The sequence below is a fragment of the Halolamina salifodinae genome, from assembly GCF_017874235.1.
Classification (GTDB): Archaea; Halobacteriota; Halobacteria; order Halobacteriales; family Haloferacaceae; genus Halolamina; species Halolamina salifodinae.
On record NZ_JAGGLC010000005.1, the window covers coordinates 1 to 21642 of the forward strand.

A 21642-nucleotide genomic window follows, 5' to 3' on the forward strand; every position below is an offset into this window, starting at 1 on the left:
GAGGGGAGAATATCCGGCTGGAGTGTTGTCGGTAGGTTGCCGGTCCGAGTGTCGGATTCATCCCGCGCCTAAAGGCGCAGGTATTCTCCTTGTTCTTTATAAACAGGATCCGGAGAGTGTACGTCGAAAAGCACAGCACCGACAGTGGCGATAACGATTCCGGCGAAGACAGTCGAGAGGACCATCCTCAGCGTCCCCTTGTCGTATCGCTTCGCCAGAATCCCTGCTCCGGTAATGGCGCCCCCGAGCAACAAGAGAGCGATACCGTGCCAATGTGAAAGCCCACCCGTAGTTGTTCCATGCGCAGCGACTGTTCCAGGGAGAACACCCAGTAGGAGCCAGACGGTGGCGAAGGATAGTACTGACGAGAGCACGTCCAACGTTGCGCTCCGACCGGAATCGTTCATCACCACGGGTTGCCCCGCTAGTCAATTAGTCGTTCCGTTCGACGGTCATTCTCCCGCCGAACGGGAACAAAATGTAGTGCTCCGAAGGAATCCCACCACTGGGAGGGTTGACCTGCTCAGGGGTAGACGAGAACGGAAGTGGGTTAATTCCACGGCAGATGGTCGCATTCGATACCGGCACGTTTGCAGGCTACCGAACTGCCTGTCGGTTCCCGCCGCCTCGGTTCGGTGTGACGCTTTTCGACTCGTACACGCTGGGGGAGGTAGAGCTGAACAACCGCGTCGGGCTGGCGCCGATGACGCGAGTGAGCGCGACCGAGGACGGCCGCGCGACCGCGGCGATGGCCCACTACTACCGGAAGTTCGCGGCGGGGGACTTCGGCTTCGTCGTCACCGAAGGCGTCTACCCCGACGACGCCTACGCACAGGGCTACCTCAACCAGCCCGGACTGGCGACCGACGAACAGGCCGAGTCGTGGGAGCAGGTCGTCGATGCCGTCCACGAGGCCGGCGCGCCGATCTTCGCACAGCTGATGCACGCCGGCGCCCAGACGCAGGGCAACCCCCACACCGACGGCGAGACACTGGGCCCCTCCGCAGTCGCCCCGAAGGGCGAGATGGCCGAAGCCTACGGCGGCAGCGGCGAGTTCGCGACGCCGACGGCAGCCACCGACGCGGACCTCGAGGAGGCCCGCGAGGGGTTCGTCGCCGCGGCCGAGCGCGCCCGCGATGCCGGCTTCGACGGCGTCGAGATCCACGGCGCCAACGGCTACCTGCTCAACGAGTTCCTCTCGACGTACTTCAACGAGCGCGACGACGAGTACGGCGGCGCCCCCGAGAACCGGGTCCGATTCCCGGCCGAAGTCGTCGCGGCCGTCGACGAGGCGACCCCCGAGGGGTTCGTCGTGGGGATCCGCGTCTCACAGACCGCCGTCTCCGACGACGAGTACGCGTGGCCGGAGGGTGAGGACGCCGCGGCGGTGTTCTTCGAGGAACTGTCGGCGGCGGGCGCGGACTACCTCCACGTCACCGAGGGCGACGCGACGGCGCCGACGTTCGACAGCGGCCTGACGCTCGCGGGCGCAGCAGCGGAGTACGCCGACGATGGGACGACCGTGATCGACAACGGCGGCCTCGGCGACCCGGCGGCGGCCGAGGAGAAACTGGACGCCGGTGCGGACCTGGTCACGCTCGGCACGAGCGCGCTGGCCAACCCCGACTGGCCCGCACGCGTCCGCGAGGACGAGGACCTGACGGCGTTCGACCCCGTCGAGTTCCTCGTCCCGACCGCCGAACACGCCGACCACGAGGTGCCCGCGGCTGACGCCGCCAGCGACGACTGAGGCTACTCGCGGTAGGCGATGCCGTCGGGGTGGGTCCCGGCGTTCGGGCGAAGGGGTTCATCACTCGGGTCACGGAACCGTCGGCGTCGCCGCCCGAACGTTTACTCGATCAGAAATGTCGGCTAAAGCAGTTAAGGATGATGCGAGTCAAAACACCGCCGGGATGTCCGAGTATGAACTTCTCGACCTGGCCTGCGAGTCGAAGGCGTTCGAGTCGAAAGAGGCGGCGGACCGAACGATCACCGCGACGCTTTCGGCGCTGGGGGCGTCGGTCTCCCCCGGCAACCGTCGCGATATCGCGAAGTACCTGCCCGAGCACTATGCGGCGAACATCCGGGAGGCCGAGGGGGAGGCAACGACGCCACTCGACCTCGAGGCGTTCCTCGACCGGGTGCAGACCGAGGCCGACATCGAGCACCCGAAGCCGAAAGTTCGGGTCGTGCTCGCCAGCCTGATCGAGGTGGTCGGCGAGGACGTGATCAGTGATGTCCGCGACCAACTCCCGCCCGAGTACGGGACGCTGTTCGAGCCAGCGACCGTCGAACCCGGCCGGTCGTTCGTCGACGTGGTCGCCGAGAAGGGCGAGTTCGACGACGAGACGGCCGAATCGGCCGCCCGCGAGACGCTCGCGGTGCTCGGCCACCGGCTCTCCGAGGGCGAAGCGCTCGACATCACCCCGTACCTCCGGGGTGAGGCGTCGTCGTGGCTCTCGGTCCGGGCGACCCACAACGCCGAGGCGTTCTCCCCCGAGGAGTTCATCGAACGGATCGCCGCCCGCGCGGACGTCTCCGAGGACCGCGCCCGCGAGTACGCCGGCGCCGTCGCCGACGCCCTCGTCGAGACCGTTCCGGAAGCCGAACGCGAGCACGCCGCGGCCCAACTCCCCGACCAGTACGCCTCGGTCATCGCTCTCGACGGGTAGCCACGATGCCCGACCAGAACCAACGCGGCTCGTTCCGCGGCCCGGCCGAGACGGACCGCGCCATCGCTGCGGTGAACCAACATGCCCACGCGGTCGACGGGCCCCGCGACCTCGACGTGCTCGTCGACCGACTCGTTGACGCCGACTGCGTGCTGCTGGGCGAGTCGTCCCACGGCACCTCGGAGTTCTACCGCTGGCGCGCACAGCTCACCGCCCGGCTGCTCCGGGACTACGGCTTCGACTTCGTCGCCGTCGAGGGCGACTGGACGAGCTGTTATGCGGCCAACCGGTTCGTGAAGGACTACCCCGACGCGAACGACGACGCCCACGAGACCCTCTCGGCGTTCGACCGGTGGCCGACGTGGATGTGGGGCAACTGGGAGATGGAGGGGTTCTTCCGCTGGCTGCGCACCCACAACGACGGCCGGCCCGACGAGGAGCAGGCGGGGTTCTACGGACTGGACGTGTACGGCCTCTACGAGTCGCTGGAGGCCGTCGTCGACTATCTCGAGGGGGTCGACCCCGAGGCCGCCGAGGCGGCCCGGGAGGCCGCCCGGTGTTTCGAGCCGTACGGCCGCGACGCCCAGCGCTACGCCCGGGCGCTGCGGACGGTGCCCGAGTCCTGCCAGGAGGAGGTGATCGACCTGCTGCTCGACGTGCGCGAGCGCGCGCCGGCGTACGGCGAGGGGACTCCAGACGACCGCTTCAACGCCGAGCAGAACGCGCTGGTGGCCCACAACGCGGAGGCGTACTACCGCGCGACGGTCACCGGCGAGGAGAACTCCTGGAACGTCCGGGACCGGCACATGACCGAGACGCTGAACCGCCTGTTCGATCACCACGGCGACGACGCCAAGGGCATCGTCTGGGCCCACAACACCCACGTCGGCGACGCCCGGGCGACGGACATGCCCCAGCAGGACCGGATCAACATCGGTCAACTGGTCCGCGAGCAGGAGACCACCGGCGACACGTACGTCGTCGGCTTCGGCACCCACCGCGGCGAGGTCATCGCCGCGAACTCCTGGGGCTCGGAGATGCGGACCAAGGACGTGCCGCCGGGCCGCGAGGGGAGCTACGAGCACGTGTTCCATCGCGCCGACCCGGAGAACGCGCTGCTGTTCAGCGACGACCTACCCGAGGACGGCCCGCTGGCCGAGCCACGGGGCCACCGCGCCATCGGCGTCGTCTACCACCCGAACCACGAATCGGGCAACTACGTGCCGACGGTGCTGCCCGACCGCTACGACGCGTTCGTCCACATCGACGAGACCGAGGCGCTCCACGCGGTCGAACTCCACCCCGACCGCGAACGCGTCCCCGAACTGTACCCACACGGACTCTGAGACCGGCGAACACCCAAATCGGCCGCCGCTTTTTCGAGGCAGCCGGCCGAGCTGCCGGTATGACGCGTTTCCAACAGCTCGTCGAGATTTCGCTGGGCGAGGTGGCGCTGGAGGGTGAACTGATCGTCCCCGAGGAGCCACAAGGAATCGTCCTGTTCGCCCACGGGAGCGGCAGCAGCCGGCACAGCCCACGGAACAACGCGGTGGCCGACCGCCTGCGCGAGGACGGCCTGGCGACGCTGCTGTTCGACCTGCTGACCGAGGAGGAGGACGTGGTCCGCCAGACGCGGTTCGACATCCCGCTGCTCACCGAGCGCCTCGCCGGCGCGACTGAGTGGGTCGAGGACCACCCCGAGACGGCCGACCTTCCAGTGGGCTACTTCGGTGCGAGTACCGGCGCCGCCGCGGCGTTACGGGCGGCCAGCAAGGAGGAACCCGACATCGACGCCGTCGTCTCCCGGGGCGGCCGGGTCGATATGGCCGGCGACGCCGCGATGGACATCGACGCCCCGTGTCTGTTCATCGTCGGCAGCGAGGACACGGACGTGCTGGAACTCAACGAGGAGACGCTGGCCGAGCTAACGGGCGAGAAGCGCCTCGAAATCGTCGAGGGGGCGGGCCACCTGTTCGAGGGGCCGGGCCAACTGGAGGAAGTCGCCGACCACGCGGCCGGCTGGTTCGTCGACCACCTCGGCTAGCTACCGTCCGGCTCCCAGTCGAGGTAGTCGGCCGCCTCCTCGTCGGACACCTGCCCGAACTCCCGGTAGTGGGCGCCGACCGCGCCGAAGCGTTCCGGCTCCTCGACAACGACTACCTCGTCGGCTTCGCGCTCCAGATCGGCCAGCGACTCGGACGGCCCGACTGGCACCGCGAGGACCACTCGTTCGGCGCCGGCCTCGGTGACCTGTCGAAGGCAGGCCCGTGCGGTGGCGCCAGTCGCGACGCCGTCGTCGACGATGACGACGGTTTTGCCCGCTATCTCGGGTTCTTCGCGGCCCTCGCGGTAGGTCTCGATCTTTTCTTTGGCGGTCTCGGCCGCCCGCTCGCGTTCGTTCTCGATGTACTCCTCGTCGATGTCGTAGCGCTCGACCACCTCGTCGTCGACCCACGCGCTCCCGTCGCTCGCGGCGGCGCCGATGGCGAACTCCGGGTTGCCGGGCATCCCCATCTTCTTCGCCGCGATGATGTCCAGCGGGACGTTCAGCCGTTCGGCGACGGGCCGGGCGACTGGCAGCCCACCCCGTGGAATCCCGAGCACGAGGTCGGCCTCCGGGACGCGTTCGGCGACCAGATCCGCGAGCTGTTGGCCCGCGTCGTGACGGTCCTGAAACATGATCCCAGATTCGGCCGCGATCGGCATAAAGTCCGGGCGCGGCCGGCCCACACTTATCCGCACGAGCGCCCAACGACCCAGTATGGCACCGTCCGAGGCGGCGGACGACGGGCCGCCAGCGCTCTCGCCGGCGCGGCTGAACCTCCTCGTAGACTGCGAGCGCTGCTTCTGGGTCCGGATGCAGCGAGGGGAGACCCGGCCGGAGGAGGCGTTCCCGTCGGTCGTCTCGGGCGTCGAACGCGAGGTGCGGGCGGCGTTCGAACGACATCGCGAAGCAGGAACCCTCCCGCCGGCGCTGCGGACCGCCCGCCTCGATGCGACGCTGGTGGACGACGACGCGTTTCTGTCGGCCTGCCGAACGTGGCAGCGAGACCCGACCGTTACGGACCCCGACACCGGCGCGGTGCTCCGTGGCGCGATGGACGACCTGCTCGAACTGGCCGACGGCGCGTTCGTCCCACTCGACTACAAGACCCACGGCACGCCGCCCGAGACGGTGTATCCAGGCTACCAGCGCCAACTGGAGTGTTACGGCCACCTGCTGGCGGAGAACGGCCACCGGACGGCGCCGTTCGGACTGCTGCTGTACGTCTACCCGACGGGCGACGGGCCGATCACGTTCGACACGGAACTCCGCTGGGTTCGGTTGCGACCCGGCCGGCCACGGGCGCTGATGCGGCGGGCGGTGCGGGTGCTCGCGGGGTCGGTCCCGGAGTACTCTGAGGACTGTGAGTTCTGCTCGTGGGCAGAAACGGCGTGAGCGGCCGGGCGTCGACGCCTACCGGACTTTCCCGCGGGCCTGCACCTCCCAGAGGTCCGCCACCTCGGCCTCGCGGACGCCGACGATCAGGTCGTGGAGGTTGATCGTCGTACAGACGTGCGGCACGATGAACTCCAGTCGGTCGCCGACCTCGAACGTCTCGTCGGCCTCGCTGGTGTCGATCCAGCCGTGCTCCTCGCTGGCGTTGACGTACTCGATGTCGTCGCGGTGTTTGGGCACCGGCATCTGGGGCTTGTCCAGCGAGAACGTCTTGCTGCCGCCGTCGACGACCAGCCGGTCGTCGTCGGGAACCGCGATCACGGTCGTCAGGACGGTTGCGGTGCAGTCGGCCTCACTCACTTCCCACGACCGGAGTTCGAGTTCGCCCACGTCGTTGAACGGGTACATCCCGGGGTTGATCTCAGTGACGACGGGGTGCCGAGCGCTGTAGCGCGAGGTCGCGGTGCCGCCGACTTTCACCTCCTCGACGGGGACGCCGGTGGCCTCGATGTCGTCGACGACTTCCTGCGCCAACTCCATCGCCGCCCACGCTTCCTCTTCGAACTCTGCCTCGGTCGACGCCCGACTCTTGACGTGGGCGTCGTAGGCGAGGATGCCGTCGAAGGCGAGCGAATCGGCGTCGGCGATGCGCTGGGCGAGCGCGGGTGCGTCCCCGGGCGCGACGCCGGTCCGATTGAGCCCCATGTCGACCTCGAGAACGGTGTGGAGCGTACGGTCGTTGCGCTCGGCGGCCGCGTGGAGCATATCGACCGTCGCGTCGGAGTCGACAGTGGTCGCCAGCGCGTCGACTTTCCCGTCGATCCAGCAGAGGCGGTCGAGTTTCGACTCGCCGACCACCTGGTAGGAGAGGTAGATGTCGTCGAGACCGTTGCGGGCCATCGTCTCCGCCTCGCCGAGGGTTTGACAGCAGATGCCGGCGTCGCCGGTGAGGTCGTTCTCCATCGCCGCCAACTCCGCGTTCTTGTGGGTCTTGACGTGCGAGCGCAGGTCCACGTCGTGTTGGTCGGCGACGGCGGCGTACTCGCGGATGTTTCGCTCCATCGCGTCGACGTGTGCGAGCAGCACGGGCGTCTCGAGGGCGTCGACGGACTCGCCGAGGCGGGGGCCCATCTGGTCGCTGGTCCACGTGGTCATACAGGAGAGGCCGCCGGGAAGGGCAAAAACGGGACGGAAGGGGAAAGGCGCCGACCGACTAGCCGAGCAGCCGCGAGCAGGAGCCACAGAGGTTCTCCTCTTTCACGTCGACCTCACGCACCGTCGGGGAGAAGGACATCACGCATTTGCTGTTGTCGCAGTGCTCGAGGCCGAAGTTGTGGCCCATCTCGTGGACCACCTCCTTCCGAACGCGGTCGGCGAACACCTCCGAGGTGGGTTTCGTGGAGATACCGCCGTCAGAGGAGGTGTTGAGTCGGTGGGTCGAGATGACCGACCCGCGGCCGTTGAGGTACGCCAGCCCGAACACGTAGTTGCGCTGGCGGTAGTAGAGGTCCTCGGTGGTGATGGCGATGTTCTTCTCGCCGGTGCCGGTGTCGCTGGCTACCTCGATGAACCGCTCGGCGCGGTACTGGTTCCGGCCGCGGTCGAGCGCGTCCTCGGGGATCGGCTGTTCGCTCCGAACGCCGACCTCGCAGCCGTAGACGGACCGCAGCGCCTCTGAGGCCTCCCGCTTGGCGCGACTTGGGACCGCCCCCACCGGAACGATGTCGACGTGCATATGGCGAGTCACGCCGAGAAAGAGTATAAACCCTCGGCATGGAACGCGCAACTGACCTCCTGATCGTCCGACGGCTCCGGGATGCCGACCGACTGCTGGAGGTCGGCATCGGTGATCGAACCGGCGTCGCTGCCGGCCTCGCTGCTGCCGGCGCGGACGTACGTGCGACCGACGTGGTCGAGATTTCGGTCCCCGAAGGCGTCCAGTTCCGCGTCGAGGACGTGACGACCGTCGACGACCCCGACGCGTTCCACCAGGTGGACACGATCTACGCGCTCAACTGTCCGCCGGACCTCCACCGACCGATCCGGGACCTGGCCGAGCGCGTGGGTGCGACGTTCTGTTTCACGACCCTGGGGTTCGACGAGCCAGCGATCCCCGTCCGCCGCGAGTCGCTGCTGGAGGGAGACATTAGAACGACGTTCTACACCGCAGAACCCGTACGGAACCGGGAAAGGAGCCGGTAGCAGCCCCGCAGGAGCACCCACCCTATCACCACGAAGGCACCCAGCGCGGTGAGCAGCCCCGAAAGCTCCGCGAGCGGGATCCCGTCCAAGCCATCGTTCGTCCCGGAGAACCGCTGCTCCGCGCCAGGGGTCCCCGTCGACGCCGACGACCCCGCAGCGTCGTCCAGCCCTGCCGAGCTACCGGCATGCTCCTGGAGCCACGTCGCCGTCGCCTCGTTGCTGGCGGCGGTGACGGCCGCATGGAGCCTCTCGGAGTCGATTCGCTTGCTCGCCGAGAGGGCTGCCAACACCGTCGATACCGAGCGCTCGCCGTCGGTCGCTCGACGGATGCGCTCATCGAGATGTGCGATCACCGCTGCCCCCTTGCGGTAGGCGACGCTGGCGCCGCCCCACGTCTCACGGTCCGCGAGCACGGCGTCTGGCTGGGTCACCCGTGCGGTGAGCACCCCGACGGTATCTTCGGGGCCGGCGACGCGGTAGGCGACGTACTCGGCGCTCGCTTCGCCCAGCCACCGGGTTCGGTCGGTCGTCCTGAGCGCAAGCGCAGTGTGGCCGAACTCGTGGGCGACGGTACGCTTGCCCGCGTCGGCCCGGACCCAGAGATCGGTGCTGCTGGCCGCACCGCCGGCCCGAACCGCCCGTGGGAGGACGAACGCCGTCACTGGCCCGTCGGGGTCGCTGCCGACCACGCCATAGCTCTGGTCGGCCAGCGAGAGCGCTCGGTCGACGCCGACGGCGAAACGAGCCCGCTCGGGGAGGATCAGGCGCACGTCGCCGGATTCGTGGACACGGTGGGCGCCGATGAAGACGAACCGCTTGCCGACGCTGACGTTCGCCTCGTCGGCAGCGGCGCCCGGCCCGAACCGCTGGTCGAGGATACGGCCGTCCTCCCGCCACGAGAGGTGGAACCGCGGCGAAGGAGCGAACGCCCAGCCCTCGCCCGCCTGGAACGGGCCGTTCTGGCCGATTTTGCCCAGGGGCGTCTGGCGGGAGTTGCTCAGGTCGATGGCGGCGACGAGCGTTCCCTGCTCGCGGCCCTCGCGGAGGCGGTAGCTCCCGTCTACCTTCCGGAAGCCGTCGCTCTCGGAGACTGTCAACAGCCCGAACGCACTGTCGAGGCGGACGTCTTCGGCGGCGTCGGCGGCGTCGACGCTCGCCCGGAACCGAACCGTCTCGCTGTCGCGTTCAACGGCGACCGAAAGCGACGCTGCCCCGTTCGTGGTCGTGGGCGAAGTGGCGTCGGCGCCGCCTGACGCGACGGCCGCGCTGACACCCCCAGCAGGCGCTGAAACGCCAGCGAGCAGCACGCAGAAGACCAACACGGCGGTTGCCGCCCGCCTGCCCGGGGCGGGGCGTATGCCCGAAGTCACGATTTATGCTTCCCCTAGCCGAGGATAAGCCTGATGAGCCAGTTATTAACTTTGAGAGTTGTCGGCCGTGGTGGCGCTCCGGCGGCCGTCGCGAGCCGCAAACGCCTTTCACCCCGGTCCCGGAGAGCCGGGTATGCACGCGGACGCGGTCGTCCTCGACGTCGACGGGGTGCTCGTCGACGTGGCCGACTCCTACCGGCGGGCGATCATCGAGACGGTCGAGCGACGCCACGGCGGGACAATCGAGCGCGCGACGATCCAGCGCTTCAAGGACGCCGGCGGCTTCAACAACGACTGGGAACTCACCGACGCGGCGGCGCTGTTCGTGCTCGCCCGGGAGGCGGGCTACGCCGGCGATACTGCGGAGTTCACCGACGCCATCGCCGCCCACGAGGAGAGCGGGCTCGCGGGCGGCCGTGCAGTCCTGCGCGAGGCGGCCGAGCGCGACGGCTTCGATGCCGATGCCATCGAGGCCGAGTGGGACCCGGAGGGCGTCAGGGAGACGTTCCAGGCGCTCTACCTCGGCGCCGATCTCTACCGCGAGATCGAGGGCGGCGAGCCACCGTTCGACGCGCCGGGCTACATCCACGACGAGCCAGTGATCCTCGAACCCAGTACGGTCGAGGCGCTCCAGTCCCGCTTCTCGGTGGGTGTGCTCACTGGGCGGCCCGAGGCGGAGGCCGAGATCGCGCTGGAGCGGGCGGGGCTCTCGGTTCCCGAGGACCACCGCTTCACGATGGACGACTGGGACGAGGGCAAACCCCACCCGCACGCGCTGGTCACGCTGGCCGAGCGCTTCGGGGCCGAGTCGGCCGCGTTCGTCGGCGACACGCTGGACGACGTGCGGACCGCCGTGAACGCCGCCGAGGCGGACGACTCGCGGACGTACCACGGCGTCGGCGTCCTCACGGGCGGCCTCACGGGCGAATCCGGGCGCCGGAAGTACGAGGCCGAGGGCGCCGCGGCGGTGGTGGACTCCGTGAACGACCTGCCGCCCCTGCTGGACTGACGGCGGCGCGCTGTTGGTGACGGAACGCTTACCACCGAACCGGACGGACGCGTAGCCATGGATATCGCGCTGCTGGGCGGCACCGGCGACATCGGCGAGGGGCTGGCCCTCCGGTTCGCCTACCACACGACCCACGACGTACTGATCGGCTCCCGGGACGCCGGGAAGGCCGAGACCAAAGCCGAGGAGTACGAAGTCGAACTCGACTCCCGCGGCGTCGAGACGACCGTCGAGGGTGGCACCAACGCCGACATGGCGGCGCTCGCGAACGTGGTCGTCGTCGCCGTCCCGCCGTACTACGTCGACGACACCATCGAGGCCGTCGCCGACGAACTCGACGAGGGCGACATCGTCGTCTCGCCCGCGACGGGGATGGACCGCGACGAGGACGGCTTCCACTACTCGCCCCCGCCCGCCGGCAGCGTCACCGAACACGCCGCCAGCGCGGTGCCCGACCGCGTCGAACTGGTCGGCGCGTTCCACAACCTCGCGGCCGGGCGGCTGGCGAACTTAGACGCGCCGCTGGACATCGACACGTTCGTCGTCGGCGAGGACGCCGACGCCAAATCCATCGTGACCGACCTCGCGGAGGGCATCGACGACCTGCGGGCACTCGACGCCGGCGGCCTCGCGAACGCCGCCGAGGTGGAGTCGTTGACGCCGCTGCTGGTCAACGTCGCGATGCACAACGAGGGGCTGCACGATCTGGGGCTGGAGCTGAAGTAGTCGGGGGTAGCGGGATTCTCGGCTGGTGATTCGTCTGGAAGGGAGATCAGCAAGTACAGACGAACTACTGACTGACGTAATGCTTATTCGTACACAATGTCAACACAAAGTATGGCAGAAGCGGAGTCTCCCCCTGATAAGACGACGGTGAATATCCGGATGACAGAGATGTTCCTCGAAGATGTCGATGCGACGTGGGAGGAACAGGGGTTCAACAGTCGAAGCGAATTCATCCGATTTGTGCTTCGGGACGCACTCAAACATCCCGAATTCAACCGTGCGGATCTGAAGGCGATGCTCACCAGTGAAGCCGAAATTCGAGAAGGCCGCACCCACAGTAGCGACGATGTGAAGGCTGACTACGGGCTCGAGACGCCGGCACGCGACAGCGATGAGTGAGTGGGACTGGGAACTCACTGACACCGCACGGCGTGATTTTGACGGCCTCGACGAGCACGCACGTGACCGTATCGCCAGCAAACTCAACGAAATTGTGACCGACGAATGGCGAGATCCGCCTGATCATCTCGAACCGCTGCAGGGGACACCTCACCAAAAGCTTCGTGTTGGGCCGTTCCGACTCGGATGTCGTACCGACCGAACCGAGCACGTCCTCTACGTCCTACGGATCCGAAAACGCGGTGGCGATGCGTATCGCAGTGACGACGATTGATGATACAGACGAACCTCTTTTCGCCTCGGGTGCGCTTCGCGCACCGCTCGACGAAAACCCGTTCATGCCAAAAAGCCGGTCTCGCTACGCTCGACCGGGGAATCGCGCTCACTACCGGGTCCTTCGGACCCCTCGTTCGCGCGAACGCTCGTGGTTACTGCACATACCTACTTACTGCACATACCTACTTACCGGCTGTTTCACTACAGCCCGTTTCGTACGAATAGGGGTCAAGAGGGCCGAACAGTCTAAAACCGCGACTCCAGCTCCTCCCGCAGGTCGTCGGGATCCATCTCCTTCATCGAGAGCAGGACGAGCAGGTGGTAGATGAAGTCGGCGCTCTCGGCGGCCAGTTCCTCGTGGTCGTCGTCTTTCGCCGCGAGGATCAGTTCCGTCGACTCCTCGCCGAGTTTCTCCAGTACTGCGTTCTCGCCTTTCTCGTGGGTGAACAGCGAGGCCGTGTAGCTGTCCTCGGGCAGGTCCCGTTTCCGGTCCTCGATGGTCTCGAACAGGTCGTCGACGACCGACTCGAAATCGGCGTCCTCGACCGAATCACCGTCGCTCACTGGCCGCTCACCTCCACGGTGTCGAAAAAGGCCAGATCGTGGATCCGGGAGTCCGACGTGAGTTCGGGGTGGAACGAGGTGCCGACAACGGGACCCTGCCGGACCGCGACGGGGTCGCCGTCCCAGCGCGCGAGCACCTCGACTGACTCGCCGTCGTTGACCGGCGTGCCCTCACCGTCGCCGGTGCTCGCGGGTTGTTCCTCCCCACTCGCTTCCGGGGCGCTCCGCGCCTCGCCCACCTCGTCGATCAGGGGCGCGCGGATGAACACCGCCGGGAACGGCGAGTCGAGGCCGCTCACGTCGAGTGGCGCCTCGAAGGAGTCCTTCTGCCGGCCGAACGCGTTGCGGTCGACGGTCACGTCCAGCAGATCCAGTGTCTCCACGCGTTCGTCTTTCGCGTCGGTGGCGGCGACGATGAGGCCGGCACACGTCGCGAGCACGGGCTTGCCCGCGGCGACGTGGTCGCGGATCTCCTCGTCGATCCCCTCACGCCGGAGCAGTCGGGAGATGGCCGTCGACTCGCCGCCGGGCATGAGGAGCACGTCGCAGTCGGGCACGGTGCCGGACTGCCGGATCTCGACCACGTCGGCCGCCTCGCCGTGGGCGCGTGCGGCGCGCTCGATGGCGGCGGCGTGTTCGCTCACGTCGCCCTGGACCGCGATGACGCCTGCTTGCATGGCTGTCGGTGGGCGGGCGGCGCGCAAAAAGGGTGCGTTCGGCCCGGCTCAGAGCGCCCGGAGCACGAGGACGACGACGCCGAACAGCATCCCCGCGGCGACGACGGTGCGGGGGTCCAGTCGGATGGCGTTGCGGTCCTCGGCGTCGAAGTAGCGGACCAGCCCCGCGCTGGACATCAGTCCGCCGCTGTCGCTTCCGCTCATACTGCTAAATCGCTCGGTCAACGGCCTAAACCTTCCGGAAGCGAAGCGGGGGAGTAGCGGGCGTCTCGACGCGGTACTGCGTCGCCGACGAACACGTGGGAAACCCTTATGCGCGGTCATGGCCAATTTCGAACCACGCTATGACCGTTCGACTCAAGGACTTCTACGCCGACTGGTGTGGCCCGTGTAAGACCCAGGACCCGATCCTCGAAGAGCTCGAATCGGAGTACGAGGACGTGGTCTTCGAGAAGATCGACGTGGATCAGGACCAGGAGACCGCCAACGAGTACTCGGTCCGCTCGCTGCCGACGCTGGTGATCGAGAACGACGACGGCGTCGTCGAGCGCTTCGTCGGCGTCACCCAGCGCGACCAGCTCGAGGACGCGCTGAACCAGGCCGCGTAATCCGGCAGCGCCACTTCCCCCGTTTTCACCGACCGACCAGCCGTGGCGCCCGCGGCCAGCGGCGCGCTCGGCCCGAGGAGGCCGATGGTTTCGCCTCGCAAGCGTTAAACGCCCGCCGACAGAACTCGCACGTATGGCCAAGTCCGACGAAGCGGCGAAACGCATCCTCGACAAGCAGATCTGCATGCGCTGTAACGCCCGCAACTCCCCGCGCGCCGAGGAATGCCGGAAGTGCGGCTACGGGAACCTCCGCCCGAAGGCGAAAGAGCCCCGCTCGGCCTGACACTCCCCGCTTTTCCCGTTCTCCACCCGCTCCAGCGGCGCCGCCGCGCTACGCCTCGGGGTACTTCGGCTCCCGGCGCTCGGCCCGCTCGAGCGCTCGCTCGATCACGTCCCGCACCGTCTCCCCCTCGGTCGCCTCGAAGGTGTCGCCGTGGCCGGCGTAGAGCCCCTCCACGGTGTCCGGGAGCCGATCCAGAATCGTCCGCAGGCTCTCGATCAGTCGCTCGCGATCCCCCGCAGCGTGATCCGTCCGGCCGAAGCTCCCGTTCTCGAACGCGCCGTCGTTGTACACCACCACGTCGCCGCTGAACAGCGTCGTCTCGCCGACGAACGCGACGTGGTCGTCGGCGTGGCCGGGCGTGTAGACGACCTCGTGAACCTCGTCGCCGATCTGGACCTCGTCGCCGTCCTCGATTTCGTGGGTCCGGTGCGGGTGGTCGTCGTAGGCGAACAGGTCCGCATCGAACGCGTCGAGCACGGCATCCAGTTGCTCGACGTGGTCGCCGTGCTGGTGGGTCAGCACCACGCGGTCCACGTCGTCGACGTGCTCCCGGATCTCGTCGACGACACCGGGCATCGCGCCGGCGTCGACCAGCGTGGTGACCTCGCCGTCGACGAGGTAAGCGTTGCAGGTGAACTGGTCGGCGTCGGCAGTGACGTTGATCGGTTCCATACCTGGGCTTCGGGCGGCCGGAGTAAAACGGCGGCGTCGACGGCGGACAGCGACCGACTGCCGTCGGCGCGTCAGCGGTGGCCTGCCGACTCACTCGCTCGTCGGCCCCCGCGCCGGATCGAGCAGTTCCACGGGATGGGTCGCCGGCCGGTCGAGGAGGTCGGTCAACTGCTCCTCGCAGGAGGTCCCGCTGGCGACGACCCGGCGGTCAGTATCGTCGTTGGCGCCTTCGCCGGCGCCGTCAGCCGCCTCGACCTCCGCGGCCAGCGACTCGCCGACGGCGACGCTGAGGTCGTAGTAGTCGGCCTTGTAGCCGAAACTGCCGGCCATCCCGCAACACTCCGCCTCGGTCGTCGCCACGTCGTAGCCGAGTCGGCCCAGCACCGCCTCGGTGTGGGCGTCGAGGCCCAGCGTGCGCTGCTGGCAGTGGGCGTGGTAGGTCAGTTCCTCGCCGTCGCCCCGCGTGAGCGGAGCCGGGTCGACGCCGTTCTCGAGCAGGCCGTAGACGTACTCCAGCACCTCGAAGCTCCCGTCGGCAAGGTTCTCGGCCTGCTCCGCGGGGAGCAGTTTGTCGTACTCTGCGCGGACCATCGCGAGGTCCGAGGGTTCGACGAAGACGAGGTCTCGACCGGCGTTGACGGAAGCTTCGCTCCCGTCCGCCAACCGGAACCGCTCTCCAGCGGTTCCGGTGACGTTGAGGTGCGGGGCGAGCGCGTCGGCGACGGCCTCTGCCTTCTCGCGGGCGGTCGCGATCATCCCCTGCGAGAACGGGGCACGGCCGGTACCGGTCACGTCAGCGACCCGGACCGGCACACCCAGTGCTTCGAGCGTCCGGACCGCCGCCTTACCCCGGTCCACGTCGACGTGGTTGGTGAACACGTCCGGGACGAGCACCGCCTCGCGGTCGGTCAGGGGCGATGCGACCCCGGGGGTTCGGCGCTGGTCCCAGTCCCGGAGCGTCTCGCGCCGGAACTCCGGGAGGTCGCGCCGGGCGTCGATACCGAGACCACGTTCCAGCAGCGCCCGGGCCGGGGCGCTGTCGGCCAGCCAGTTCGAAACCGGCGCGGTCGCGCTTCCGAGACGCGCGAGCGTGTCGATGTTGCCGAACGCGCGCTTGCCCCAGTCCATCCCCGCCGACTCGGAATCGGGGACGAGGCCGTCGGCGAGGCTCTCGATCCCGCTTGGGTCGGCGCCGCGGTTGCGGCGGTCCCGGACGACGGTGTTGATCCACGGCACGTCGATCTTCACGGGGCAGGCGTTCACACAGCGCGAACAGCCGGTACAGAGATCGTTGAACTCGACGGACGCCGGCGATATCGAGCCGGCGTCGGTGCCGTCCGACGCCTCGCCGCCGGTTCCGGCCTCCCACCCCGTCGCGATGCCGCCGGTGTAGGTTTCGCCGCCGAACGCGTGGCCGCCGACGTGCTGGAAGTTCGCACAGGAGTTGCTGCAGGCGCCACAGCGCACGCAGTAGAGCGTCTCCTTGAGGTCCTCGTCCTCGCGCATCTCGAAGCGGCCGTTGTCGACGAGCACGAGGTGGAACTCGCGGTCCTCGGCGCCGCCGCCGATTGGCTCCTCGGAGTCGAAGTCGATGGTCGGGGAGTCCGTCGGCGGCGTGAGGAGGGAGACGTACTGGGCGATGTCCTGGCCCGTCGCGCTGCGGGCCAGCAGTTCGATCATCGGTCCGAGTTCGTCGACGGAGGGGATGAGTTTCTCCACGCCCGCGACGGCGACGTGCGTGTCGGGCGTGACCGCACACTTGCGGGCGTTGCCCTCGTTGGTCACCAGCGCGAGCGTCCCGCTCTCGGCCAGCACGAAGTTCGCGCCGGTCATCCCCACGTCAGCGTCCCGGATGCGCTCGCCGAGGTGGTCGCGAGCGAACGCGGTGAGTCCCTCCGGTGTTTCGAGCGGTTCCGCGGGGTCGAACCGGGCGTTGAACAGGTCGGCGATCTCGTCGGTCGACTTGTGGAACCCCGGCGCGATCAGGTGGGAGGGCGCCTCGTCGGCCACCTGCAGGACGAACTCCCCGAGGTCGGTCTCGGTCACGTCGATGCCCCGCGCGGCGAGGTGTTCGTTGACGTCGAGTTCCTCGGTCGTCATCGACTTCGACTTCACGAGGCTGTCGGCGTCGCCACAGACCTCGGCGATGTGCTCGTTCGCGTCGGCGGCGTCGTCGGCGAGGGAGACCGTGCCGCCGTTCGCCTCGACGCACTCGCGGACCGTCTCGATCAGTTCCGGCAGGCGCTCGATGGCGTCCTCCTTGATCTCGCGGGCCTCGGTTCGGAGGCGCTCGCCGTCCACGTCGGCCATCGCGGCGTAGCGCCCCTCGTTGAACCCCTGCGCGTTCTGCTTGACCGTGGGGCCCTCGGTTTCAAGCAGCCGTCGGATGCGCTCGGCACGGCTCTCGTTGTCGGCGCTCATCTGTCCGAAAGCACGATGACGCGTACCTCGCGCGGGCCGTGGACGCCCTCGACGGTGGCGCCCATGTCCGCCGTCGCGCTGACACCCGTCGCGAGCACTGCGCTGTCCCGGCCGGCCTCGAACCGCTCCCGGAGGTAGTCGGTCGCATCATCGACGCCGGCGACGAGGTCGCTCTCCCGCAGGACCGCTACGTGGCGCTCGGGGTAGAGCGCGACCAGTTCATCACCTTCAGGACGGGATTCGACCACGACAGAGCCGTACTCGGCGATGCCGCCGAAGACTGGCGTGACGCCTGTTTTCGCGGTCCGGAGTTGGTCCGGCGTCGGCGGCACGGCCACGTCGGCGCCGTCGAGCGAAACGCCGTCAAAGGGGAGCGGCGTCCCGACCGCAGGTCCCTCGACTGTTGCCGCCAGCGCATCCGGGAACCCTGCTGCCGTCGTGCGCGTCGATTCAACGCCGAGGCCATCCAGAGCGTCGGTGAACGTCGCGGCGAGCGTACTCATGCGCGAGGGGTGGGCTGGTCGGCGCATAAAGCCTCCCAAGGTCGTGTGGTATGGTACCAACCCGTATCTCCCAAGCGTTTATCCACCCACACCCACAAAGTTTAGATGTAATGGGCTTCGGGAGCTACGATGAATCCGAGCAGGAGAATCAGCAGCTCGACATGAACGACGGCGACGACGCGGTTGACGCCGACGGCGGCACCCACGAAGGGACCGTCGAGTTCGACAACGGAGCCTCCAACGACGAGCTCCTGGATCGGCTACAGGACATCAAGGACGATTAAGGCGGGCCGTCGCGCGCTCGGCGTGGCGTTCTCCGACGCCGAGTCCGTCGCCACCTGTGCCGGCGCCGTGGTACGCGCCGACCGGGTGGTCGACGGACTCGCGTACGGGCGCTGTGCCGTCGGCGGCGACGACGCCACCGATACCGTCCGCGACCTGATCGAACGCATCGACAGGCCAGACGTCTCAGCCCTCCTGCTCGCGGGCGTCGCGCCCGCGTGGTTCAACTTCCTCGACCCGGAACTGCTGTTCGAGGAAACTGGACTCCCGACCCTCTCACTTTCCTTCGAGGCCAGTCCCGGCCTCGAACCCGCCATCCGCGAGCAGTTCGACGGCGACGCCCGCGAGTGGCGACTCGACGCCTACCGATCCCTGCCGCCGCGGCGCTCGCTGACGGTCAACGACGAACAGGTGTTCGTCCGCGCCATCGGCGTCGACGCGCCGGTGGAGGATGGGGCCGAAAGTGGCGACAGCCCTGTCCCGCCGCTGGCCCCGAACTGCGAGGCCGCACGGATCGTTCGCGGCTTCACGCCCGAAGGTGGCCGTCCCGAACCACTCCGGGTGGCGCGACTGGCCGCCCGGGCCGGGCGTGAACTGGGCGACCGACTGACCACGGAGCGACGCCGATAAGCCCCGCCACACCCAACGGCCCTCGATGAGCGAGGAGCCACCCGAAACCTCGGTCGCGCCGCTGCTCGAGGCGCTGTCGGTGCGGCGCAACGCCACCATCGGCGCCGTGGCGGGCGTCGTGCTGGCGGTGCTGGCCTACGTGTTCCGCCTCGGCCGGGCCGCCGGCCCCTTTGCCGGCACCCGACAGTTCCCTGTCCTCGGGGAGACCGGTTGGTTCCTCCTGCTGTCGTTCGTCCTCGCGAGCGCCGCCGCGCTCTTGGTGGCGACGCTGCTGACCCTGGTCTCGCTCGTCCTGTTGCTCCGAGAAGAAGCGTAGCTACGTGTCGAACGCCAGGGGGTCGCCCGCCAACGCAGAGAGCCGTTCGCCGCCCGCGCGGGTCCCCTTCGCGACGAGCACGTCGCCGGCCGCGATGTCGGTGCTCGCGTCGGGCGAGATCACCCACGACGTCTCGTCGCCCGGCCGCCGGATGGCGATGACGCGCATCCCCGTCTCGGTGCCGAGTTCCAGTTCGCCGAGCGTGTGGCCCGCGATTTCGGCGTCCGCGTCGACGGTGAGCCGAACGATCACCTCGTCGCTCTCCTCGACGGCGGCGGCGACGACGGGGTGGGCGTCGAGGCCGCGGAGCACCCCCTCGCTGATCTCCAGGGCGGCGTCGCTGATCACCTCCGTCGCGGAGGCGAGGTGGACCAGCCCCCGGAGCTCCACGGGATCCTCGACGCGGCTGGCGGCCTGCAGCGTCCACGCCTCGAACCGGGACTTGAGTGCGTCGACCTCCGCTTCGAGTTCGGCCACCTCCTCGGCGACGCCCTCGCTGTTGAACAGCATCGAGCCGTACGCGAGGTCGACCGCGAGTTCGCTCATGTCCTTCATCGTGACGATGGAGTCGACCGCGCGCTCGAGGTCCTCGATTGGCTGGTCGGCCGGCGCCGGCAGCTCGTAGGGTTCGCCGGTGGCGGTCTCGTACACCGTCTCCAGCCCCTCGTCGAGCCCCCGGAGCAGGAGCACGTCGCCCGCGGTGATCTCGGTATCCTTGTCGGGGTTGGTGATCCAGGCGCGCTTGCCCGTCTGGCTGGCCCGGCGCACCGCGATCACGCGGACGCCGTTCTCGGTCTCCATGTTGATCCCGCCCAGCGTCCGCCCGACGTACTCCGAGTCGGCGTCGACAACCACGCGCACCAGCGCCTCGGTGGCCTCGGGGATCGCCGCGCGCATCGCGTCCGGGAGGCCGATGTCCTCCAGGACGACTTTCGCGATGTCGCCAGCCGCGTCCGCGATCTTCTCGGCGGCGCCGACGACGCCCAATACGGGCGCCAACTGCTCGGCGTCCTCCGGGCTGCGGGCGGCCATCAGGAGGCTCATCCGGGCCTGTAGCTGGAGCACGTCCATGCGCTCCTCGAGAGCGAGCACCTCCTGGGCCACCTCGTCGCTGCCCGACAGCACCGCCGAGTACGAGAGGTCGATGAGGAGCTCCGCGGTGTCTTTCATCTCGGACAGCACGTCCTTGACGCTGACCGGCTCGTACGCCACGTCGGGCTCCATACACACCGCTTCAGCGGGATGGCGGATAAGGGTTGTCGGCGCGAGCGCGGGTTCGGGTCGAAACTACCGGATCGTTCGTGCGGAACGGCAACGCTTTTTCGTCGACCGATCTAATCGCTAGCCTATGTCAGGTGACGTTCAGAAAGGGTTGGAGGGCGTCGTCGTCGCGGAGTCGAACCTCAGCTACATCGACGGTGACGAAGGTCGGCTGATCTATCGGGGCCACGACATCGAGACGCTGGCCGCGGAGGCGACCTACGAGGAAGTGCTGTATCTGCTCTGGTACGGCTCGCTCCCCACCGCGGAAGAGCTCTCCTCGTTCAGCGACACCATGGCCGCCGAGCGCGACATCGACGACCGCGTGCGCTCGGCGCTGGCCGACCTCGCGGCCGCCGACGAGGCGCCGATGGCCGCGCTCCGGACCGCGGTGTCGATGCTCTCGGCCAGCGACCCCGAACCCGACGCGGACCCCGTCGAGCCGGCGTCGACGCTGCGGAAGGGCCGCCGCATTACGGCCAAGATTCCGACGATCCTCGCGACCTATCAGCGGCTCCGCGACGGCGAGGAGCCAGTCGGCCCACGCGAGGACCTGAGCCACGCCGGCAACTTCCTCTACATGCTCACCGGCGCCGAACCGGACGACGTGGCCGAGGAGACACTGGACATGGCGCTGATCCTCCACGCCGACCACGGCCTGAACGCCTCGACGTTCGCGTCGATGGTCGTCGCCTCCACGCTCGCGGACACGTACGCCTCCGTCACCGCGGGCGTCGGCGCGCTCTCGGGGTCGCTCCACGGCGGCGCGAACCAGGACGTGATGGAGACGCTCATCGAAGTCGACGAGTCCGCGAAGGACCCGATCCAGTGGGTCAAAGATGCCATCGACGACGGCCGCAAGATCCCCGGGTTCGGCCACCGCGTCTACAACGTGAAGGACCCACGGGCGGTGATTCTCGAGGAGAAGTCCCGCCAACTCGGCGGCGCCTCCGGCGAGCGGAAGTGGTACGACCACGCCAACACCATCGAGGCGTATCTCGTCGACGACGCCGGCTTCACGGAGAAGGGGCTGGCGCCAAACGTCGACTTCTACTCCGGCACGGTGTACTACCAACTGGGCATCCCCGTCGACATGTTCACCCCCATCTTCGCGATGAGCCGCGTCGGTGGCTGGGTCGCCCACGTCCTCGAACAGGTCGAGGACAACCGCATCTTCCGCCCGCGGGCGAAGTACACCGGCGAGACGGAGGCGGAGTGGACGCCGATCGAGGAGCGATAGTTCGGAGCTGAGTGCGTTTTTGAGCGGGTCGAAGGAGTGTTTCGTGGTCGAGAGTGGGAACACGGTGGCGACGGAAGGGCCTTCACGAAAACC

The 21642-nt window shown here is 68.4% G+C and carries 28 protein-coding genes; 16 read left to right on the forward strand and 12 right to left on the reverse strand.

All coding sequences use genetic code 11. The features are described from left to right. Positions 1-68 precede the first annotated feature (68 nt). The gene (locus tag J2753_RS11005) at positions 69-407 is read right to left on the reverse strand and encodes a hypothetical protein (RefSeq protein WP_209492107.1); all 339 of its coding nucleotides are present in this window, start codon (positions 405-407) and stop codon (positions 69-71) included. A gap of 230 nt (positions 408-637) precedes the next feature. Here J2753_RS11005 and J2753_RS11010 point away from each other — a divergent pair, with 230 nt between their 5' ends. The 4 genes from J2753_RS11010 to J2753_RS11025 all read left to right on the forward strand — a co-directional run bounded on the left by J2753_RS11010 (position 638) and on the right by J2753_RS11025 (position 4716). Further along, a complete protein-coding gene (locus J2753_RS11010; protein ID WP_321168813.1) occupies positions 638-1750 on the forward strand; it encodes an NADH:flavin oxidoreductase in 1113 nt (370 codons plus the stop codon). A gap of 163 nt (positions 1751-1913) precedes the next feature. Continuing rightward, positions 1914-2672, forward strand: coding sequence for a DUF2267 domain-containing protein (locus J2753_RS11015; RefSeq protein ID WP_209492109.1), 759 nt, complete (start codon positions 1914-1916; stop codon positions 2670-2672). Between the two features lie 5 nt (positions 2673-2677). Further along, the gene (locus tag J2753_RS11020) at positions 2678-4018 is read left to right on the forward strand and encodes an erythromycin esterase family protein (protein ID WP_209492110.1); all 1341 of its coding nucleotides are present in this window, start codon (positions 2678-2680) and stop codon (positions 4016-4018) included. A gap of 59 nt (positions 4019-4077) precedes the next feature. Continuing rightward, on the forward strand, positions 4078-4716 hold the full coding sequence (locus tag J2753_RS11025) for a dienelactone hydrolase family protein (RefSeq protein WP_209492111.1): 639 nt from the start codon (positions 4078-4080) through the stop codon (positions 4714-4716). Here the strand turns inward: J2753_RS11025 and J2753_RS11030 are convergent. Beyond that, positions 4713-5351: a phosphoribosyltransferase gene (locus tag J2753_RS11030; protein WP_209492112.1), complete on the reverse strand. Its 639-nt coding sequence runs from the start codon at positions 5349-5351 to the stop codon at positions 4713-4715. The two genes, J2753_RS11025 and J2753_RS11030, sit on opposite strands and share 4 nt — an antisense overlap. A gap of 82 nt (positions 5352-5433) precedes the next feature. Here J2753_RS11030 and J2753_RS11035 point away from each other — a divergent pair, with 82 nt between their 5' ends. Continuing rightward, positions 5434-6111, forward strand: coding sequence for a PD-(D/E)XK nuclease family protein (locus J2753_RS11035; RefSeq protein ID WP_209492113.1), 678 nt, complete (start codon positions 5434-5436; stop codon positions 6109-6111). A gap of 18 nt (positions 6112-6129) precedes the next feature. Here J2753_RS11035 and J2753_RS11040 read toward each other — a convergent pair whose 3' ends face one another. Beyond that, entirely contained in the window at positions 6130-7266 is a 1137-nt protein-coding gene (locus J2753_RS11040) for an alanine racemase (protein WP_209492114.1), read from the reverse strand. 58 nt (positions 7267-7324) lie between these two features. Further along, positions 7325-7846 (reverse strand): archaemetzincin family Zn-dependent metalloprotease, encoded by a 522-nt coding sequence (locus tag J2753_RS11045; RefSeq protein ID WP_209492115.1) that lies wholly within the window; start codon positions 7844-7846, stop codon positions 7325-7327. A gap of 38 nt (positions 7847-7884) precedes the next feature. On the opposite strand from J2753_RS11045, the gene J2753_RS11050 reads away from it, so the two are divergent. Further along, the gene (locus J2753_RS11050) at positions 7885-8313 is read left to right on the forward strand and encodes a UPF0146 family protein (RefSeq protein ID WP_209492116.1); all 429 of its coding nucleotides are present in this window, start codon (positions 7885-7887) and stop codon (positions 8311-8313) included. On the opposite strand, the gene J2753_RS11055 is transcribed toward J2753_RS11050, so the two are convergent. Next, positions 8271-9683 carry a hypothetical protein gene (locus tag J2753_RS11055; RefSeq protein ID WP_209492117.1) on the reverse strand — a complete coding sequence of 471 codons (1413 nt, stop codon included), beginning with the start codon at positions 9681-9683 and terminating at the stop codon, positions 8271-8273. The two genes, J2753_RS11050 and J2753_RS11055, sit on opposite strands and share 43 nt — an antisense overlap. 133 nt (positions 9684-9816) lie before the next feature. Between J2753_RS11055 and J2753_RS11060 the strand changes: the two genes are divergently transcribed. The 4 genes from J2753_RS11060 (at position 9817) to J2753_RS11075 (ending at position 12091) form a co-directional block, all read left to right on the forward strand. Further along, positions 9817-10692 carry a TIGR01548 family HAD-type hydrolase gene (locus J2753_RS11060; RefSeq protein WP_209492118.1) on the forward strand — a complete coding sequence of 292 codons (876 nt, stop codon included), beginning with the start codon at positions 9817-9819 and terminating at the stop codon, positions 10690-10692. A 57-nt stretch (positions 10693-10749) separates the two neighbouring features. Next, on the forward strand, positions 10750-11418 hold the full coding sequence (npdG, locus tag J2753_RS11065) for an NADPH-dependent F420 reductase (RefSeq protein ID WP_209492119.1): 669 nt from the start codon (positions 10750-10752) through the stop codon (positions 11416-11418). A 111-nt stretch (positions 11419-11529) separates the two neighbouring features. After that, positions 11530-11817, forward strand: a complete 288-nt coding sequence (locus J2753_RS11070; RefSeq protein ID WP_209492120.1) for a ribbon-helix-helix domain-containing protein — start codon at positions 11530-11532, stop codon at positions 11815-11817. Continuing rightward, a complete protein-coding gene (locus J2753_RS11075) occupies positions 11810-12091 on the forward strand; it encodes a type II toxin-antitoxin system RelE family toxin (protein WP_209492121.1) in 282 nt (93 codons plus the stop codon). Before J2753_RS11070 ends, J2753_RS11075 begins: the two co-directional genes overlap by 8 nt. A gap of 248 nt (positions 12092-12339) precedes the next feature. Here the strand turns inward: J2753_RS11075 and hisE are convergent, their stop codons facing one another. The 3 genes from hisE to J2753_RS11090 are packed head-to-tail and all read right to left on the reverse strand — an operon-like array spanning position 12340 to position 13538. After that, complete coding sequence (gene hisE / locus J2753_RS11080) at positions 12340-12657, reverse strand: phosphoribosyl-ATP diphosphatase (RefSeq protein ID WP_209492122.1); 318 nt, start codon at positions 12655-12657, stop codon at positions 12340-12342. Beyond that, positions 12654-13334, reverse strand: coding sequence for a pyridoxal 5'-phosphate synthase glutaminase subunit PdxT (pdxT, locus tag J2753_RS11085; protein ID WP_209492123.1), 681 nt, complete (start codon positions 13332-13334; stop codon positions 12654-12656). Before pdxT ends, hisE begins: the two co-directional genes overlap by 4 nt. A gap of 48 nt (positions 13335-13382) precedes the next feature. After that, positions 13383-13538: a preprotein translocase subunit Sec61beta gene (locus tag J2753_RS11090; protein ID WP_209492124.1), complete on the reverse strand. Its 156-nt coding sequence runs from the start codon at positions 13536-13538 to the stop codon at positions 13383-13385. A gap of 140 nt (positions 13539-13678) precedes the next feature. Here J2753_RS11090 and trxA point away from each other — a divergent pair, with 140 nt between their 5' ends. Both trxA and J2753_RS11100 read left to right on the forward strand, forming a co-directional pair. Next, on the forward strand, positions 13679-13942 hold the full coding sequence (gene trxA, locus J2753_RS11095; RefSeq protein WP_209492125.1) for a thioredoxin: 264 nt from the start codon (positions 13679-13681) through the stop codon (positions 13940-13942). Positions 13943-14075: 133 nt separating this feature from the next. Continuing rightward, on the forward strand, positions 14076-14225 hold the full coding sequence (locus J2753_RS11100) for a 50S ribosomal protein L40e (RefSeq protein WP_209492126.1): 150 nt from the start codon (positions 14076-14078) through the stop codon (positions 14223-14225). A 48-nt stretch (positions 14226-14273) separates the two neighbouring features. On the opposite strand, the gene J2753_RS11105 is transcribed toward J2753_RS11100, so the two are convergent. The 3 genes from J2753_RS11105 to J2753_RS11115 all read right to left on the reverse strand — a co-directional run bounded on the left by J2753_RS11105 (position 14274) and on the right by J2753_RS11115 (position 17821). Further along, positions 14274-14897, reverse strand: a complete 624-nt coding sequence (locus J2753_RS11105; protein WP_209492127.1) for an MBL fold metallo-hydrolase — start codon at positions 14895-14897, stop codon at positions 14274-14276. A 90-nt stretch (positions 14898-14987) separates the two neighbouring features. After that, positions 14988-17318 (reverse strand): LUD domain-containing protein, encoded by a 2331-nt coding sequence (locus tag J2753_RS11110; RefSeq protein WP_209492128.1) that lies wholly within the window; start codon positions 17316-17318, stop codon positions 14988-14990. Continuing rightward, positions 17315-17821 carry an LUD domain-containing protein gene (locus tag J2753_RS11115; RefSeq protein WP_209492129.1) on the reverse strand — a complete coding sequence of 169 codons (507 nt, stop codon included), beginning with the start codon at positions 17819-17821 and terminating at the stop codon, positions 17315-17317. Before J2753_RS11115 ends, J2753_RS11110 begins: the two co-directional genes overlap by 4 nt. Before the next feature lie 110 nt (positions 17822-17931). On the opposite strand from J2753_RS11115, the gene J2753_RS11120 reads away from it, so the two are divergent. The 3 genes from J2753_RS11120 to J2753_RS11130 are packed head-to-tail and all read left to right on the forward strand — an operon-like array spanning position 17932 to position 19049. Continuing rightward, positions 17932-18105, forward strand: coding sequence for a DUF5786 family protein (locus J2753_RS11120; RefSeq protein ID WP_079233657.1), 174 nt, complete (start codon positions 17932-17934; stop codon positions 18103-18105). After that, positions 18101-18733 carry an endonuclease dU gene (locus tag J2753_RS11125; protein ID WP_209492408.1) on the forward strand — a complete coding sequence of 211 codons (633 nt, stop codon included), beginning with the start codon at positions 18101-18103 and terminating at the stop codon, positions 18731-18733. The genes J2753_RS11120 and J2753_RS11125 overlap by 5 nt, the downstream gene beginning before the upstream one ends. 25 nt (positions 18734-18758) lie before the next feature. Then, positions 18759-19049, forward strand: coding sequence for a DUF7536 family protein (locus tag J2753_RS11130; protein WP_209492130.1), 291 nt, complete (start codon positions 18759-18761; stop codon positions 19047-19049). Here J2753_RS11130 and J2753_RS11135 read toward each other — a convergent pair whose 3' ends face one another. Next, positions 19050-20273, reverse strand: coding sequence for a potassium channel family protein (locus J2753_RS11135; RefSeq protein ID WP_209492131.1), 1224 nt, complete (start codon positions 20271-20273; stop codon positions 19050-19052). A 124-nt stretch (positions 20274-20397) separates the two neighbouring features. Between J2753_RS11135 and citZ the strand changes: the two genes are divergently transcribed. Then, complete coding sequence (gene citZ / locus J2753_RS11140; protein WP_209492132.1) at positions 20398-21549, forward strand: citrate synthase; 1152 nt, start codon at positions 20398-20400, stop codon at positions 21547-21549. Positions 21550-21642: the final 93 nt, after the last annotated feature.

Coding starts and splice junctions, on each gene's coding strand:
- J2753_RS11005 (WP_209492107.1), bottom strand. CDS start 407: ATGAACGATTCCGGTCGGAGCGCAACGTTGGACGTGCTCTCGTCAGTA.
- J2753_RS11015 (WP_209492109.1), top strand. CDS start 1,914: ATGTCCGAGTATGAACTTCTCGACCTGGCCTGCGAGTCGAAGGCGTTC.
- J2753_RS11020 (WP_209492110.1), top strand. CDS start 2,678: ATGCCCGACCAGAACCAACGCGGCTCGTTCCGCGGCCCGGCCGAGACG.
- J2753_RS11025 (WP_209492111.1), top strand. CDS start 4,078: ATGACGCGTTTCCAACAGCTCGTCGAGATTTCGCTGGGCGAGGTGGCG.
- J2753_RS11030 (WP_209492112.1), bottom strand. CDS start 5,351: ATGTTTCAGGACCGTCACGACGCGGGCCAACAGCTCGCGGATCTGGTC.
- J2753_RS11035 (WP_209492113.1), top strand. CDS start 5,434: ATGGCACCGTCCGAGGCGGCGGACGACGGGCCGCCAGCGCTCTCGCCG.
- J2753_RS11040 (WP_209492114.1), bottom strand. CDS start 7,266: ATGACCACGTGGACCAGCGACCAGATGGGCCCCCGCCTCGGCGAGTCC.
- J2753_RS11045 (WP_209492115.1), bottom strand. CDS start 7,846: ATGCACGTCGACATCGTTCCGGTGGGGGCGGTCCCAAGTCGCGCCAAG.
- J2753_RS11050 (WP_209492116.1), top strand. CDS start 7,885: ATGGAACGCGCAACTGACCTCCTGATCGTCCGACGGCTCCGGGATGCC.
- J2753_RS11060 (WP_209492118.1), top strand. CDS start 9,817: ATGCACGCGGACGCGGTCGTCCTCGACGTCGACGGGGTGCTCGTCGAC.
- npdG (WP_209492119.1), top strand. CDS start 10,750: ATGGATATCGCGCTGCTGGGCGGCACCGGCGACATCGGCGAGGGGCTG.
- J2753_RS11070 (WP_209492120.1), top strand. CDS start 11,530: ATGGCAGAAGCGGAGTCTCCCCCTGATAAGACGACGGTGAATATCCGG.
- J2753_RS11075 (WP_209492121.1), top strand. CDS start 11,810: ATGAGTGAGTGGGACTGGGAACTCACTGACACCGCACGGCGTGATTTT.
- pdxT (WP_209492123.1), bottom strand. CDS start 13,334: ATGCAAGCAGGCGTCATCGCGGTCCAGGGCGACGTGAGCGAACACGCC.
- J2753_RS11090 (WP_209492124.1), bottom strand. CDS start 13,538: ATGAGCGGAAGCGACAGCGGCGGACTGATGTCCAGCGCGGGGCTGGTC.
- trxA (WP_209492125.1), top strand. CDS start 13,679: ATGACCGTTCGACTCAAGGACTTCTACGCCGACTGGTGTGGCCCGTGT.
- J2753_RS11100 (WP_209492126.1), top strand. CDS start 14,076: ATGGCCAAGTCCGACGAAGCGGCGAAACGCATCCTCGACAAGCAGATC.
- J2753_RS11105 (WP_209492127.1), bottom strand. CDS start 14,897: ATGGAACCGATCAACGTCACTGCCGACGCCGACCAGTTCACCTGCAAC.
- J2753_RS11110 (WP_209492128.1), bottom strand. CDS start 17,318: ATGAGCGCCGACAACGAGAGCCGTGCCGAGCGCATCCGACGGCTGCTT.
- J2753_RS11115 (WP_209492129.1), bottom strand. CDS start 17,821: ATGAGTACGCTCGCCGCGACGTTCACCGACGCTCTGGATGGCCTCGGC.
- J2753_RS11120 (WP_079233657.1), top strand. CDS start 17,932: ATGGGCTTCGGGAGCTACGATGAATCCGAGCAGGAGAATCAGCAGCTC.
- J2753_RS11130 (WP_209492130.1), top strand. CDS start 18,759: ATGAGCGAGGAGCCACCCGAAACCTCGGTCGCGCCGCTGCTCGAGGCG.
- J2753_RS11135 (WP_209492131.1), bottom strand. CDS start 20,273: ATGGAGCCCGACGTGGCGTACGAGCCGGTCAGCGTCAAGGACGTGCTG.
- citZ (WP_209492132.1), top strand. CDS start 20,398: ATGTCAGGTGACGTTCAGAAAGGGTTGGAGGGCGTCGTCGTCGCGGAG.